This window comes from Klebsiella sp. JN_Kp121 (assembly GCF_040062145.1).
Classification (GTDB): Bacteria; Pseudomonadota; Gammaproteobacteria; order Enterobacterales; family Enterobacteriaceae; genus Klebsiella; species Klebsiella aerogenes.
In genome coordinates this window covers 15,263-30,072 of sequence record NZ_JBEAHX010000010.1, presented here as the reverse complement: position 1 = coordinate 30,072, position 14,810 = coordinate 15,263, and the positions used below count along the sequence as shown (strand labels likewise).

The 14,810-nt window shown below is 47.8% G+C and carries 15 protein-coding genes; 13 read left to right on the top strand and 2 right to left on the bottom strand.

What is annotated here, in order from left to right; translation table 11 throughout:
* Positions 1-41: 41 nt before the first annotated feature.
* On the bottom strand, positions 42-3,671 hold the full coding sequence (locus tag ABLU86_RS15335; RefSeq protein ID WP_048328403.1) for an AAA domain-containing protein: 3,630 nt from the start codon (positions 3,669-3,671) through the stop codon (positions 42-44).
* Positions 3,672-3,961: 290 nt separating this feature from the next.
* Between ABLU86_RS15335 and ABLU86_RS15330 the strand changes: the two genes are divergently transcribed.
* From ABLU86_RS15330 to ABLU86_RS15280, 11 genes are all read left to right on the top strand, one after another.
* Positions 3,962-4,567 carry a hypothetical protein gene (locus ABLU86_RS15330; protein ID WP_064373968.1) on the top strand — a complete coding sequence of 202 codons (606 nt, stop codon included), beginning with the start codon at positions 3,962-3,964 and terminating at the stop codon, positions 4,565-4,567.
* A 231-nt stretch (positions 4,568-4,798) separates the two neighbouring features.
* On the top strand, positions 4,799-5,674 hold the full coding sequence (locus ABLU86_RS15325) for a GTPase family protein (protein ID WP_192986736.1): 876 nt from the start codon (positions 4,799-4,801) through the stop codon (positions 5,672-5,674).
* Positions 5,675-5,917: 243 nt separating this feature from the next.
* A complete protein-coding gene (locus ABLU86_RS15320; RefSeq protein WP_192986738.1) occupies positions 5,918-6,634 on the top strand; it encodes a WYL domain-containing protein in 717 nt (238 codons plus the stop codon).
* A gap of 35 nt (positions 6,635-6,669) precedes the next feature.
* The gene (locus ABLU86_RS15315) at positions 6,670-7,122 is read left to right on the top strand and encodes a hypothetical protein (RefSeq protein WP_000734321.1); all 453 of its coding nucleotides are present in this window, start codon (positions 6,670-6,672) and stop codon (positions 7,120-7,122) included.
* Positions 7,123-7,193: 71 nt separating this feature from the next.
* A complete protein-coding gene (locus ABLU86_RS15310) occupies positions 7,194-7,667 on the top strand; it encodes a hypothetical protein (protein ID WP_060175535.1) in 474 nt (157 codons plus the stop codon).
* Positions 7,668-7,786: 119 nt separating this feature from the next.
* Positions 7,787-8,608 (top strand): DUF932 domain-containing protein, encoded by an 822-nt coding sequence (locus ABLU86_RS15305; RefSeq protein ID WP_064360222.1) that lies wholly within the window; start codon positions 7,787-7,789, stop codon positions 8,606-8,608.
* A gap of 30 nt (positions 8,609-8,638) precedes the next feature.
* Positions 8,639-9,079 (top strand): antirestriction protein, encoded by a 441-nt coding sequence (locus tag ABLU86_RS15300; RefSeq protein WP_060175537.1) that lies wholly within the window; start codon positions 8,639-8,641, stop codon positions 9,077-9,079.
* Positions 9,080-9,091: 12 nt separating this feature from the next.
* Positions 9,092-9,634, top strand: a complete 543-nt coding sequence (gene radC, locus ABLU86_RS15295; protein ID WP_348796223.1) for a DNA repair protein RadC — start codon at positions 9,092-9,094, stop codon at positions 9,632-9,634.
* The gene (locus ABLU86_RS15290; RefSeq protein ID WP_192986742.1) at positions 9,631-9,852 is read left to right on the top strand and encodes a DUF987 family protein; all 222 of its coding nucleotides are present in this window, start codon (positions 9,631-9,633) and stop codon (positions 9,850-9,852) included. The genes radC and ABLU86_RS15290 overlap by 4 nt, the downstream gene beginning before the upstream one ends.
* A gap of 25 nt (positions 9,853-9,877) precedes the next feature.
* Positions 9,878-10,234, top strand: coding sequence for a type IV toxin-antitoxin system YeeU family antitoxin (locus tag ABLU86_RS15285; RefSeq protein WP_049010462.1), 357 nt, complete (start codon positions 9,878-9,880; stop codon positions 10,232-10,234).
* Positions 10,235-10,571: 337 nt separating this feature from the next.
* Positions 10,572-11,306, top strand: a complete 735-nt coding sequence (locus ABLU86_RS15280; protein ID WP_097404727.1) for a DUF3800 domain-containing protein — start codon at positions 10,572-10,574, stop codon at positions 11,304-11,306.
* A 222-nt stretch (positions 11,307-11,528) separates the two neighbouring features.
* Here ABLU86_RS15280 and ABLU86_RS15275 read toward each other — a convergent pair whose 3' ends face one another.
* Positions 11,529-12,158, bottom strand: a complete 630-nt coding sequence (locus ABLU86_RS15275; protein ID WP_192986744.1) for a hypothetical protein — start codon at positions 12,156-12,158, stop codon at positions 11,529-11,531.
* A 1,750-nt stretch (positions 12,159-13,908) separates the two neighbouring features.
* Between ABLU86_RS15275 and ABLU86_RS15270 the strand changes: the two genes are divergently transcribed.
* Positions 13,909-14,469 carry a hypothetical protein gene (locus ABLU86_RS15270; protein ID WP_045364741.1) on the top strand — a complete coding sequence of 187 codons (561 nt, stop codon included), beginning with the start codon at positions 13,909-13,911 and terminating at the stop codon, positions 14,467-14,469.
* The gene (locus tag ABLU86_RS15265; RefSeq protein ID WP_045364739.1) at positions 14,466-14,807 is read left to right on the top strand and encodes a putative T6SS immunity periplasmic lipoprotein; all 342 of its coding nucleotides are present in this window, start codon (positions 14,466-14,468) and stop codon (positions 14,805-14,807) included. The genes ABLU86_RS15270 and ABLU86_RS15265 overlap by 4 nt, the downstream gene beginning before the upstream one ends.
* Positions 14,808-14,810: the final 3 nt, after the last annotated feature.

Sequence of the window (14,810 nt, the reverse complement as noted above, 5' to 3'; positions counted from 1 at the left end):
TTGCGATGTGCCCTTAACAATGAGTGCCGCCTCGGAGATTGTCAGGCTGATTGCGCCAATTGTCGCTGCAGGACCTGTAGGCTCGTTCCCGCCCCTGCCCATGCAGCAGCCGAGCCGACCACATACAGGTTTTGCTTGGCGCGTGAGACGGCTACATTGATAATGTTTGGCGGGCTTGCCGCCCACTGACGGGCTCTTTGCTGACTCGCTTTCGGAGCACCCAGCAGCAGGATGACCGTGTCCGCCTCTCGGCCCTGGAACGTGTGGATCGTGCCTACACGATCACGGCTCCACTCATTCCACTTTACTCCCAGCGCTTGCAGCAGATCGGTCTCACTGTCGAGACGCCGACGCATGTTCTGCTCTACGATCTTGAATGGTGTGATGATAAAGACGTCCGGATTTGTAATGCCCGATGCGGCCAGCTCTTTAAGCATTCGTACAACCGCATCACCCTCCTCGGGGCACCACTTCGTCTCAGCATTGCCATTGACGTCGAACCAGCGAGATCGCCCCAAAGCCGAGCCGATAGATCCTAGTCTTTTAGGCCCGACAGCATGGACCATCTGCCCGGCATAGGCGATGGAGTTAGAAACATCGAACATTGGGTTCTGGCAACGCCTGTGAACGAGGAGTGGCAGCCCGACTTCTCGATCACCTACATCCATGACGAAGGTGGATTTGAAGCGCGATGCCTGATCAGCAAGGGTCTGCGTAGATGCTGCGGGCGCAGACCATTCGCTCTGATCAATGTCGAAGAATTTGCAGATTTCGACGTTCAGCTTTTCAGGAAGTGAAACTACAGGTGGGATTTGCAACGGGTCACCTACCACGATGGAGCGCTTTGCCCGCATGATAGCTCCAACTGCTGCCTGAGGAACGGCCTGGCCCGCTTCATCTACCAGAAGCCAGCCAATGCTCTCTGGTGGCAGATCCCCGAACATCGTCCGAACAGAGGCGAATGTCGTGGACACGGTCGGCACCACCATGAAAAGGCTTGACCAAAGGTCGGGGAGAAGTTCACGGTGAGCGGAAGACTGGAAGGCACCAGCCACCATGCCCGACATCAATAGCCCAAGGTTGTGTTGCAAGCGGCTGGCCGAAGCATCGATGAACGTTTTATGCACAGTCAGGGCAGCGGCGAATAGATCCTCCCGCAGGCGATGAACCTCATCGGGAAGCCATGGCGCAGTCAGGTGGATAGCCTCGTGCTCGCGCTCGAAGAATCTCTCATCAACGACCCTGTCTCCCATGCGGTTTCGTGCCTCTGCCTCGGTTGCTTTCAATTTCGAGACAGCCTGACACTTGCTGGAAATTTCCTGGTCGAGTTGCTGTAACTGGGACTCAGTATTGCTCCACTCAGCCCTTGCAAGCTCCAGGGCACCGTCTGTCTCCAGCGCCCGTAAGACTGATTGCTGCAAGGTCGCCGAGAGCATCTGCAGTGTCGATCTCCACGACTTCCAGGCCGCAGTCGCGAACAAACGGGAGAAGAAACCTGGACGGCCAGCAAGATGGCTGTCGAGCATGATCTTATCCTGCTCGATCTGCGATTTTGCCTTCTCATGCTCCCGTTGGCAGGATTCAGCAATCTGGTGTGCCTCTTCTACGGCTTCATCCAGACTCGGTCGACGCTCTTCAGCCCTTTGAAGTTCGGTGATCGCTCCCTTGAGCGCCTGGATATCCCGTCGCATCTCTTCGATGCTGGCGATTTCGGCGTCTACCGTTGCCTTGAGTTTAAGAAATGCGGTTCGCGCTTTCAGCCAGGCCGCAGCAGCATCCGCTTCGTTGGTGCTGGGCCGCTCATTGACAACCACGCTGGGCATTACGCGATCGATGATTTCGCCTGTTCGTTCGTCCTTGATCTCACGCATGACATTTATGCCGCGAGCTGCTTTCAGGTAGGTAAGGAAACCACCGTCTTCATTCCACCAGAAACCTTGCTGGAACGCGCCTCGGTTGCTGCTCTTGCCGAGAGCAGCGGCGATCAGCCCCCAGGTTTCGACTGGGTCGGAGGGGATGTCCCCCTCGGCCTCGGCTTCGAAATAGCCGACGCGTTTGGGGTTCGCAATCAGGTCGCTGATGGACCGAAAATAGGCGATTTGTTCATGACGACCATTGGCTTCCTTGAGAGGAAGCTCTTTACTAACGTTCTCGACCGCTTTGTTATTGGAGGACGCTACAACGATCTCATGGCCCTTTAAGGATGCATGTAACTTGTAGAAGTGCAGGAATGCATTGGAGCCGAATGCCAGCTTCTCGCCTGTTGTGGAAAAGGCATCCTGCGGTTTATTGAAGCCGCACATCGCCGTGGCCCGATCAAGAATGCACCCGACGACAATATCTCGCAGAAGAGTGGTCTTTCCGGTTCCCGGAGGCCCATTGACGCCGATGATACCTGGAGCATCATTCAGCTCAGCACGCGCCGCATTCACGGCAGCCTGTTGAAGCAGTACCAGTGGATGGCCGCCTTTCGAAGGCCAACGAGCCTGCGGCATGAGCGAGGGTGCGACGAATGGCTCAACTGCGGAAATGGGCGATAGCACGTCGATTTTCTGTTCAGGCCTGCCAATTCCCATGTAGCGGCGCAAACCGGCTCCGGCTTTGCCCGTCTCGAGCAATTTGGTTGCTTCACCGAGATCTTCAAGATAGAAGGAATTCAGTAACGAAGGTTCAGGCGGCGCCTTGGCCTTGAAATGATGAAACACCTTAATCGCGAATGTGGGTGGCTCAACCAAATGTTCGGGTACACCGAACTGAGACACAAGCCATCTATAAGCGTTAAGAACGACATCCAAATCGATCGGTATGGGTTCTCCATCCTCGTTGTGGCGGCGAACCATTCGATCCAGATGCTCGATAATGCGCGGCTCAACATTCGGCCAATTCCCTAAGCTCCCAAGCTTCAGGTCGAGAGCCGGCTTGAGTGCCCAGGCAAAACTGGACACGGCAACGCCTTTGTCCTCAAGCACATAACCTTCTTTGTCGATCAGGAGCGAGCCGATGGCCGCCTTCTTACCGTCCGGGCGTGAACGCTCCTCATCCTCGCCAAAAACCTTGACCAGCTCGTCCGTCGCCTTGTCGAGAGCGATGGAGCCGAGGACGACCTCGAAATAAAGCTTATGGCTGGGCTTGCTGCGGGCATTTGGTCCCCATGGTACACCTCGCTCCAATAGGGCAACCCTAGAGCGGTCGCCGGTTGCCATATCCTCTGGGCGTTTATAACCTTGAGGCGACAGTGCTTCGAGGGCTGTCCATGCTGCCAGTATTGCTCGCGCATCATTCGACTTACCTGTCGGAGAGAAAGATGGGAGTGGACCTAGGTCGATCTGGTCTTCGCCGAATTGCTGTTGCATGACAGGAGCTGGATTAGCCTTGGGTTGCTGTTGCACTACCGCTGCAGGCACATCACGGGGCGGAACTTGGGAGGATTGTGTGGACGACGAGCCCGGATGACGCGCTGATGGACTGGAATCCGACATTGAGATCACGCAGTGACCACTAAGTACAGTTCGGGCTTGCTCGATTTTAGTCCTCAACGTTCGGGCCTTGGCAGTATTGCGGAAGGTCAGTTCGTTCAACAGCCGTTCAAGTTCACTAGCATTGTTCCGTGACCGCTCGAAAATTTCCTCCAGATCGAAGATTGATTTTTGCGCATACTGCCTTGTAGTCATTTTTTCTGCAACTCCAGACCCCATCAGTTGAGAGATTTTATGCTAATTAGCATGATTTCTAAAACGGTAAACTTCCGCTCCTTGCACGGAGCAGACCTAAAGCAAGTCCGTTAGGCCCGCTGTGAGCGAAGAGCGGATCCAACTCAATATAATTTGTTAAAATTTTCGAGTTGATCACTAGTATCTTTCATGAAACCCAACTTACTGATACTCTGGTAAAAAAGAATTCTTAACTTGTGTGAATGTAGATAATAGCAGGAATTAAAGCTTAATAACTTAGGAAGCTTGATATGTCTGGTAGCCACAATGATAGTAACATTAGTGCACACTCTGGAAATGCGCAGAACAAAGCTGAAGTTGTTAAAGCATCTTTAGACATAGGTAGTGCGCTATTGGTCGCAATAATCGCAGCTTTAGGGGGAATGGCCGGCTCATATCTCACGGGTTCAAAGTTAGTTGAAAGCACAAGAGTCCCAGCACTCATCAATGCCAGAACGATTTGTACTACTGCTGTTAACGAAGATGAATACAAATTTCGTGAAAAAGCCTCTGATTTTTTGGCTGCGGTAGCTGCATTTGATGCTGATAAATCTCTTTTATATAAAGCTAATCATAATCAACTTTACCAACCAGCGAAATCAGCCATAACTAAAGCAATGTCGATAAGTTCTTATTCTTCTGAACGTCTATCAGTACTGGCAGTAAATATTGCATCATCTATAAAACAACTTGCAATTTCTGATATGGATTATGTTATTTCAGATAGTGGCGCTTATAAAAAACTATCTTCCTCAATGGAGGAATGGCCAGAGGCATATAATGAATATATGAAAACCTTCGATGTCAAACGTGCTTCTTGCAACTCCGATGCTATAAGCTATAAATCAGAAAAATAAGGAATGAAATGACTTCAAGACAGTTGGCCAACTTCTAAAGAATCAGCATTATAGAATGCTGATATCATCTGCTTCAGGCATGAAGCAGACATAGTTCAATCCTATATTGCACAAGGTCCTTTACGTGTTAATCTAAAATTCCAAATTATTTCAGACAGATATTATCTCAGTGAATCCCCGCCTTCCTGACTGAAACGCGGGGTTTTTAATTTTTCACGCTGAGACTACTGTATGAATAAACCTGATGGCCTTCAGGCCTTTGAACAACCGCTTGCGTCGCTTCCCTCTACGCTTCGCGAGCTTATTCTTGAACGTATCCAGAACCTGACCCACTACGAGCCGGTTATTGGCATCATGGGCAAAAGTGGTGCAGGTAAATCCTCTCTTTGCAACGAACTTTTCCGGGGCGAGGTGTCCCCGGTGAGTGACGTGAATGCCTGTACTCGCGACGTGCTGCGTTTCCGGTTACGCAGTGGGCGTCACAGCCTGGTGATTGTTGATTTACCGGGCGTGGGCGAAAACGGGCAGCGGGATCAAGAATACCGTGCCCTGTACCGTCGAATCCTGCCGGAGCTGGACCTGGTGCTGTGGGTCATTAAGGCCGATGATCGGGCACTAACCGTGGACGAGCAGTTCTGGCACGGTGTGATGCAACCTTACAGGCAAAAGGTACTGTTCGTGATTAACCAGGCCGACAAAATCGAACCCTGTCATGAATGGGATACCCTCACCAGCAAACCTTCACCGCACCAACAGGGAAATCTTAAAGCGAAGCAGGCTGCGATTATGGCGATGTTTAAACCGCATCATCCGGTCTGTGCGGTGTCCGCCAGCACTGGATGGGGCAGTGAGGATATGGTGGCAACCATGATGCGCTGTCTGCCTGACCGCGCCACCAGCCCGGTGGTGACACAACTGCACGGGAGACTCTGCACAGAGCCGGTAAAGTCGCAGGCCCGTGACAGTTTCGGTGACGCAGTGGGCCGTGTTTTCGATACGGCTGAGTCATCGTCATTGCTGCCTGCGCCATTGAAAACGGTGATTCGTACCGTGCGTGATGCGGTGGTGTCGGTCGCACGGGCCGTCTGGGACTGGATATTCTTCTGATATCGCAATTTTCTCTGCGAATGATGAACTGGTTGTTAATGATGTGTTGATTGTGGACACGTCCTTTCCACTGCGTTTTATCATCAATTAAATCAGGCGAAGCATCATTATCTGTCAGACGAGCGCCCACAAGGCTGGACTGCTCATAAAAAATAGTTCCGATGTTGTCCATACCCTGTCCACTCCTTCCTTTAAAGTAATCATTATTAATTCATAGAGTTAACTTCTCAGGAGAAATCTTTCATGACGCTTCAGGAGCGGCGACATGACCGGCTTGCCGTCAGGTTGTCGTTGATTATCAGCCGTCTGGTGTCCGGTGAAACTCTGTTTATTCGCAAACTGGCAACTGAATTCGGGGTGTCAGAGCGCACGTTACGTCGTGACTTTCGGGAACGTCTGATGTATCTCGACCTGGATTATTACCAGGGGCAGTGCAGTCTGCGCTCAGATATTCACAGTACGCGGCAGGAAATAGATATTCTGACCTTTGCTCACCGCACGGGGTTGGCCGGGGCTTTCCCTGGCTTTGACCGGCGACTGATCAGCAGCCTGCTGGACTGTGATGATCGACCCTGTCTGGTATGGCATCAGGACAGACCTCATCCCCCGGCAGGAAAGCTCTGCTTCTACAGGCTGGTCAGAGCTATTTCGGGATGTCAGCGCATCACCGTTCTGACTGAAGGGGAGCGTCATGAGGCCATCGCACCTTACCGGCTAATCGCTCTTGACGGTTACTGGTATCTTGTCGCTGAACATAACAGACAATTACGTGTCTTCCGGCTGGATGAGATTCATCTGGTAAGGTCATCGCGGGAAACATTTATTCGCAGTGAGCTTCTCTATCAGCTGTCGGAGGACAAACATTTTATCTCTGCCTTACCTCATTTCCGTTTTATTCAGCAGTCGCTGAATTCATTTTCTCCATCAGAAAGTCGGGGGCAATCCGGACAAACTGATTAGAGATGGTCTCCACAATTGAATGTAAGGTTAATCTAATGAAAAAATTGAAATTATTGTCTTTACTGCCAGTCATGTTTTTTCCCTTACTTATCGCAGGTAATGCTCACGCAGCACGTCCTTATAGCGGGTTCCTGCCTGCGGCAGTGAATAATAAAAGTGGGAATATATTCTGGTGTGATGCCCACCGACAGGTCAGAAAACTGTGTACAGCGACGGAAGTGGATTCAATGGGATGGTTTATTGTTGTTCGCTCGAAACCTTCCAGAGATTGTCCGGGGGGAATATGGGGGTGGATCACTCCCAGTAAAGACGATGTGGCAACAGGGTATACCATTACGCCAGGTAAAGAATTCAATCTCACCATGAAGGATATGTGCAGTCCCGATATGAAAGTAACGTTCCGCCCGAATAAAAAGGACCCTCGTTATGACGATCTTGTCGGGATTTATGCCGGGAAAGAAGCGTTTCGCTACAAACAAATAAAATAATCCAACTGTTTTTTCATTACTTTATTGTTTTAAACAACAAAAGCTTTATTACATGATTTGAGGACAACATTATGCGACTGCCTTACGTAATATTTACATTAGCTATGCTGGCTTCTGTATCAACAGCACAGGCTATTCCCAATATGTGGACGAGTGGTTTTGGGATGGGCGTGACCGAATATATCATTACCAGCCCGGAGAAGGTGGTGTTTAATCTGAACTGTACTGGCAATCCGGATGCGCAGAATATTCTGCAACACGGTGTTGATCTCACTCTGCCTGATGGAACATCAGTAAGTTCTCATGACGACGGGACGGAAATAACGGTCGTCATTGATAACAGTCAGTTCTCATTACCTTCATCCCTCGGCTGGAGGAATGGCGATAATGCCTGGGTGTCATTTATTGACGCACTGGGGCAGGCAGCAAATTTCGATGTTTATGTCAGCGATAAAAAAGTAGGCACTTTCAGTCCGGGTCTGAAGAATACGCAAAAAGAGCTGTCTGACCTCAGTGAGTGCCGGACCACACACTACAGCGATTAGTTACTTACAATTCAGTCCTCTCCACCTCGCAACACACCAGCACCAGATAGCAACAGGCCATGCTCCTTCGGGAACATGGCCTTTTTGTTTTTATTTCATTATCAGATAAGGAGTTAGCTATGCGATTAGCCAGCCGCTTTGGTCGTATAAACCAGATACGCCGTGACCGGCCTCTGACCCACGAAGAGCTGATGAGTCATGTCCCCAGTGTGTTCGGGAGTGACAAGCATGAATCTCGTTCAGACAGGTACACCTACATCCCGACCATTACCATCCTCGAAAGCCTGCAGCGCGAAGGTTTTGAGCCGTTCTTTGCCTGCCAGACAAAGGTTCGCGACCAGAGCAAGCGGGAACACACCAAACACATGCTTCGCCTGCGTCGTGCTGGTCAACTGACCGGACATCAGGTGCCGGAAATCATTTTGCTCAACAGCCATGACGGCTCATCAAGCTACCAGATGCTGCCGGGGCTGTTTCGAGGCGTCTGTACCAACGGCCTGGTCTGCGGTCAGTCGTTCGGAGAGGTACGGGTGCCACATAAAGGCAATGTCGTTGAGAAGGTGATTGAAGGGGCTTACGAAGTGCTCGGGGTGTTTGACCGAGTGGAGGAGAAGCGCGATGCAATGCAGTCACTGGCACTGCCAGAACCAGCCCGGAACGCCCTGGCGAATGCCGCGCTGAAGTATCGCTTTGGTGAAGACCACCAGCCGGTCACGGTATCGCAGTTGCTGACCCCACGTCGCCGGGAGGACTACAGCGATGACCTGTGGACCGTATACCAGCGCGTGCAGGAGAACCTGATGAAAGGAGGTCTGTCAGGGCGAACCGCTCAGGGGAAAAGCAGCCGCACCCGTGCTGTTACCGGTATTGATGGCGATGTGAAACTCAATCGCGCCCTGTGGGTTATGGCAGAAAACATGCTCGAATTTTTCGGGCGTTAAACAACCGTTCCGGCATAAGGAGATAGTTTAATGGATACCCACAACCCTGAGTTTGCTGAGCAGGCAGCAATTACTGCCTCGGTAGTCGCTGACGAGTTACGTATCGGCTTCTGGCCAAAGCGCTTTGGATCTATCCCACAATGGATAACCCTTGAGCCCCAAATATTTGGCTGGATGGATCGTCTGTGCGCTGATTACAGCGGCGGCGTCTGGAGCTTTTACACACTCAGCAACGGCGGCGCATTTATGGCTCCGGAGCCCGACGGTGAGAAGTGGACGTTGTTCAACCCGATGAATGGCAACGATGCGGAGATGAGCGGAGAGGCTGCCGGTATAGCGGCCTGCCTGATGGCATACAGCCACCACGCTTGTCGCACCGAATGTGACGCGATGACTGAGCACTATTATCGCTTACGTGACTACGCGCTAAACCATCCGGAATGCAGCGCCATTATGCATCTAATCGACTGAGGAATACCTGACATGAATATCGCATTATCCCCGGTATCATCACAGCCTGAACTTTTTCCGCTGGCGGTTATGGCTCAACATGATTACCTGCTTACCGCGACATCCGGATTAACACCCTATGCTCAACGGACCATCCGACGCGCTACCAATCTGCTGGATAAATATCTGCGCCAGCCCGGTATATCCTTTACCTCAAGTACTGCTGCCCGTGACTGGCTTCGGTTACAGCTGGCAGAACAAGAACGGGAAGTGTTTATGGTGCTCTATCTCGATAACCAGAATCGTTTACTGGAGAGTGAAACGCTATTTGCCGGTTCGATTAACCATGTGCAGGTCCATCCCCGTGAGGTAGTGAAATCAGCGCTTCGTTTCAATGCTGCGGCCGTTGTGTTGGCGCATAACCATCCATCCGGTGATCCGGAGCCCAGCCAATGTGACCGCAACATTACGGGCAGGCTTAAAGAAGCGCTGACACTGGTTGATGTGAACACACTCGATCATCTGGTTATCGGTTCAGATGGAATTGTGTCGTTTGCAGAGCGAGGCTGGATATGAAAATCATCAGTAAACGCCAGGCAATGACCCTATACCGGCAACATCCTGGCTCCCGACTGTTTCGCTTCAGTACGAGCAAATATAAATGGTCAGGTAGTATCTGCCATTATGCTGGCCGCGAGATGGAGGACATACGCGGCGTTCTGGCCGTGTTTGCTGAACGGCGTCAGGACCGCAATGGTCCCTATGTCATTCTTCGAAGCGTTACTCTCAATTAATCCTTCCCTTTAATCAGGAACAATAATGAACAATCACTCAGAATCCGGTACAAAGCCGGAGAATCCCGCCTGCCAGCAGTGGGGGCTACAGAGTACGATAACACCCTGTTTTGGCGCTCGTCTGGTGCAGGAAGGCAACCGACTGCATTTTCTCGCTGACCGCGCCGGATTTAACAGTGCTTTCAGCGACGATGACGCGTTGCGTCTCGACCAGACATTTCCCCTGATACTCAAACAACTTGAACTAATGCTCACCAGCGGAGAACTCTCTCCCCGGCATCAGCACTGCGTCACGTTTTACCACAACGGACTCACCTGCGAAGCCGATACGCTTGGTAGTTGTGGCTACATATACATCGCTGTTTATCCCACTCAACGTTAATGACTTTCACGAGAGCCATAATGAAATTTCTACCTGCAACAACTCTGCGTGCAGCGAAGACATCCCGTCACCTGTCGCTATCTGGTAAATGTTACTTACTTATCTGCTATCGGCATAGTCTTTACTAGGATGACTGTAAACGATGACTTAGAGTCCGCTTCGTTCCAGAAGCGGACATATTGATTAATTAATGTTCAGCATGTTTAAAGTTATGTCACACGCAAAATGATAACTTAATATATTTAGAAGATTACTAATACAAAAATAGCGTTGTAATTCAATGAACTCTACCTATAATCTAACATAAAAAATCATATGTCATTGAAAGGATAAGGCTTTGAACATTTACATTGATGAGTCGGTACACGAGGAGTTTGGGTTTATGATCATGGCTTATGTAGTTTGTGATCAAGATCCTCAGTCTGATATAAACAAAATTCTTTCAGAGCATTCAGTTGATGAACATCACTCATGCGCAAGAATGGATCAATCTGAATCTTTAAGAGATTTGAGGTGTAAACTTATTTCTTACTTGAACTCAAATTGTCGATGGGGATCATTTATTATGCCAAGTGAGTATCGCCATCGTTGTTATTCGGATGTGTCATTTTTATTAAGCTTATTGATTAAGAACTTTCCAGATGGGAAAGGGAATGTTTTTTTCGATGAAGGTATCATAAACTCTACAGAAGCTCTCAGTCTATGTTCTGATGAAGTAAAAGTTATAACATGCTCATCTCATGAAGTTTGTGGGATACAACTTGCTGATTTGGTGGCATCTTTTAGTGGTGTTAGGTTTAGAGAAACAATAACTGGAAAAGCAAAAATCTTAACTTACGGTTACGACTGCGGCTATGAGCCCCCAATAGAAGCCCCTCTTGGATTTGAGCTTTTTGCTACGCTTCGACAGTCTATGCTCAGGGAAAATGAACCTCTCGGGGATGAGATGCCTGAGTTTGCCACATTTAAAACTATCAACAAAGGGTTGGTTTTGTCGAAAAACTTAACAACTGAATTTAGTCAGTTGGCATTAAAAACCTTTGGGGAAGTGTACTTAGGTTGCATCCATTAAATGTAATATCACTATCAATTAATAGCAAAATAAAGCGAGGTGTACCTACGAATACAGGAGACGATGATACAACTGACTTTCGCTTCTCGTTCATATCGAACCTTAGGCTTCGTAAGCTTGTTCGCTTAGTGCCAGAAGCGGACTTTCTGTTATTATGTTGCGACAACTAGCACACAGACTAGTAAGACAATCCGTTTCTGGGATAATAAAAAGCTAGGTTGCTTATAACCTTCCTGCGCGCACAAAAGTTATGCATAACTCCGTAGGAATAATTACACTTTTCCATGCCCCATTGTTCTTTCCCAACCCAGCATTAACTAGACTATCTAAAAAGGCCTCATCCATTTCCACTGGTTGGTCAGGGTCGATGGCAACAAAGGCCGCCAGTTCACTGATATCAAATGAGGGAATACGTTCAAGAGCAACGAGCAAACGCCGAAGAACATTAAAATCTATCTCTTCTCGTGCGAATGACTTGAGAAATTCTGCCGCAACTTCAGGCTTGCTTTCGCTTTCCATCCGGTCAATGATTTCAATCAGTCTTGCACCTGCCTGGCCAGCAAACTTATCGTTTTCATTCAACCTTTCAGTCATTTTAATCCGTTCAGAGTCGGGTAGGTCTGAGAAGTGAGTGAGGAAACGAAAAATCTTTTCAGTAAATAGCTGACTCCTGACAGAACTGGCAACTTTGTATACTCCAACCACAGTGCTAACAAAAGGGATAGATTCAAGCGTTTTTGATTCAATCAAAGCGTCAATGCTAAGCTCAGTGTATTCCTTGCTCAACTCGACTACCTCGTCAGATTTTAAAGCGCAGATTAATGCGCTACCGCGTTTGGAGTCTTCTGTCATGATTCCTCAATTACACATTTCTATGGATAGTTTAGGTTGAGACTATTGAATCAAACGCAGGAAGAGTATGCGACTTTTTTTATAAAAAATAGGTGAAGTATTTTATTCATTCATCGTTACCAATAAGATGTTGTTACTTACAATCTGATAGTAGCTATTATTTCGGATAGATTGATCTACTCTTCGCTTAAGTCTGTCTGTCATGCTGCTTAAGAAATAGGCGTAGCATAATTCTCTAAACGATCCCCATTTAGCACGTATGCGCAAAAAAACTACGGTAGATATGAGTGCATAATGCAACACACACATTTAAAGAGGGCTTTTTATGCCTGTTATTGAGAGTATTTTACGCATACAGCTAGACAGAGATGTATTTCATGGAGAAGAACAAATGGTTAGCGGTATAGCCCAACTAGCTGTAGATCGGGGATTTAACGCGTTATCCCCTCGCCAAAAAATAGTATTAGAGCCGTTCTTAACACAACACTGTTCAGGCGTAATCGATCCAGGTGGTCACCATAACAACTGTACTACAGTTCTGACTGGTGAGGCATTATTAGATGCGTATGAGAATTGTGATGATACGGAAAGCCTGGAGTGTGAAAGCTGCCGTGAGGAAAGTTCTTTTCACGCCCACCAGTGGGCAAGAATAGAGCGAGAATAGGAATAAGTATCCTCCGGCTTAACCGGAGGTTTTTCAGATGCTCTTATAAGGCTCTGTTACCAGTCGTGCCCTAACAGGAGTATATGAACTGGCATTTACATCTGAATTCGTTACTTACGGCCCATTGTTCCTGAATCTTCGTGGTGTTCTTGCCTACAATATTATCTAGTATGACCGCCCCTGTTGATAAACGCACGGCAATGTCAGTATTTCTCGCCAAGACATGGGGGCAATTTCGTCGGTCTGCTCTTCGCTCATAGCAGACTACAAGCGCTTAGATTCTGCCCACCTTGTACCAGAAGCTGTCAATGCTAGTATTGCGATGTATCGATCAACGAGTGAAGGTAAGGATAAATGATTGTAACTAGGGAAAGCATGAAACAATGGATCATTGAGTGTCTTCGTGAACGTGGAGGTAGTGCTTGGCCACGCGAAGTTTCAAAGTATGTATGGAACAGCTACGAGACTGAGCTTAGAGATTCGGGCGATATGTTGTATACGTGGCAATATGACATTCGTTGGGCCGCTCAACAATTGAGAAACGAGGGCACTCTAAAACCAGTAAATAGACGCAGAGATTTGCCTTGGGAACTAGCATAGCAAAGCAAGGATTAACGTTCATTTCGCGGCCATATCTGACTTTGTTCTGAGTGGATGAGAATTGATACCTCTGAAGAAAACTTTCCTGCCTGCCTGAATCTTGCTTTGCTGGCCATATCGGTGTTCTACTGGTATGGCTTTATACCCACTCGCAATGTCTATTTTTTGTACGGATTTTAACTTGTGGGTACAAGTGCGGGTATAACTATTTATTCCTGCCAATAAAATATATTGATATCAGTCTATTGGGTGTGAAATTCGAGTCCGGCCTTCGAACCCAATCGACAACCAATTCACCCGAAGACATCTTTTTTGTGCCGGAAATTCAGTATCTCTTTAAACACTACGTGTAACGAATGCGAATACTGCATTCCCACTAAATACGCTAAGTCGGCTGCAAATTTTTTCGGATAAAAATCTTTCCCTTGTCGATTGCATTGGCGTACGATAAACACACAATAACATTGCAATTCAAAGGGATTTTGAATGCCTGTAAACGAGAGGATTAACGCGACATCCGGGACACGTATTAAGCCCGGTGGAACGAGGCTTATAACCACTGGTGAGATTGGGTTAGCAAGAACGCTATACAGCTACGGTCTCCGGTACAATACAGTGTGGATTCATCGGGAAAGTTATTTGCCATTCAATCTACAGCCTACTGATATTGCTATGAGCCCTAATGGCGAAATGTGGTTTAGGGAAGACACCTACTCCCATGATTTTTCAATGGAAGTTGATGTGCAGAAAAAACATAGATTCATGCATGAGTTAATGCATGTATGGCAAGCGCAGCACGGAATGTTTGTCAGAACCAGAGGGTTGTTCTCCCGATTTGCTGATTACAGTTATAGTTTAGACAAGGAAAACATACGACATTATAGCTTAGAACAGCAGGCTTCATTAGTTAGTGATTACTGGTTGTTGCAAGCTTACGGTTTTAAAAATTATCTGTATCTGCCTGCATTACGAGATTATGATCATAAAGAATCTGACTATACATTGCTTCAAAAATATAAATTAGTTATGAAGGGATTTCCACAATGAAGAGATTCGCTATCTTATCTTTAACTTTTCTTATTTCCGGTTGTCCTGGTGGTAATCCTGCGCCACACCCAAGAGATACCATTATTAATGGAGAGCATCTTTGCTTTAGTTTGGATAAAAGGGATGTATTGAATTACTACACTATTGACTCAGGCGAAAACGGTAAGACGCAAACGGTAATGAGTTCTGGTTATGACAAGTTAATGTCATCATATCCTGACAATTGCATCGATATTGAATGGAAGAAGAACCATACTTATGTCATTAACTACGGTTTAAATAATAAAAAATATGTTCATGAATTCTTTATTGATAGTACCGGAACGCTGACGAAGTAGAGG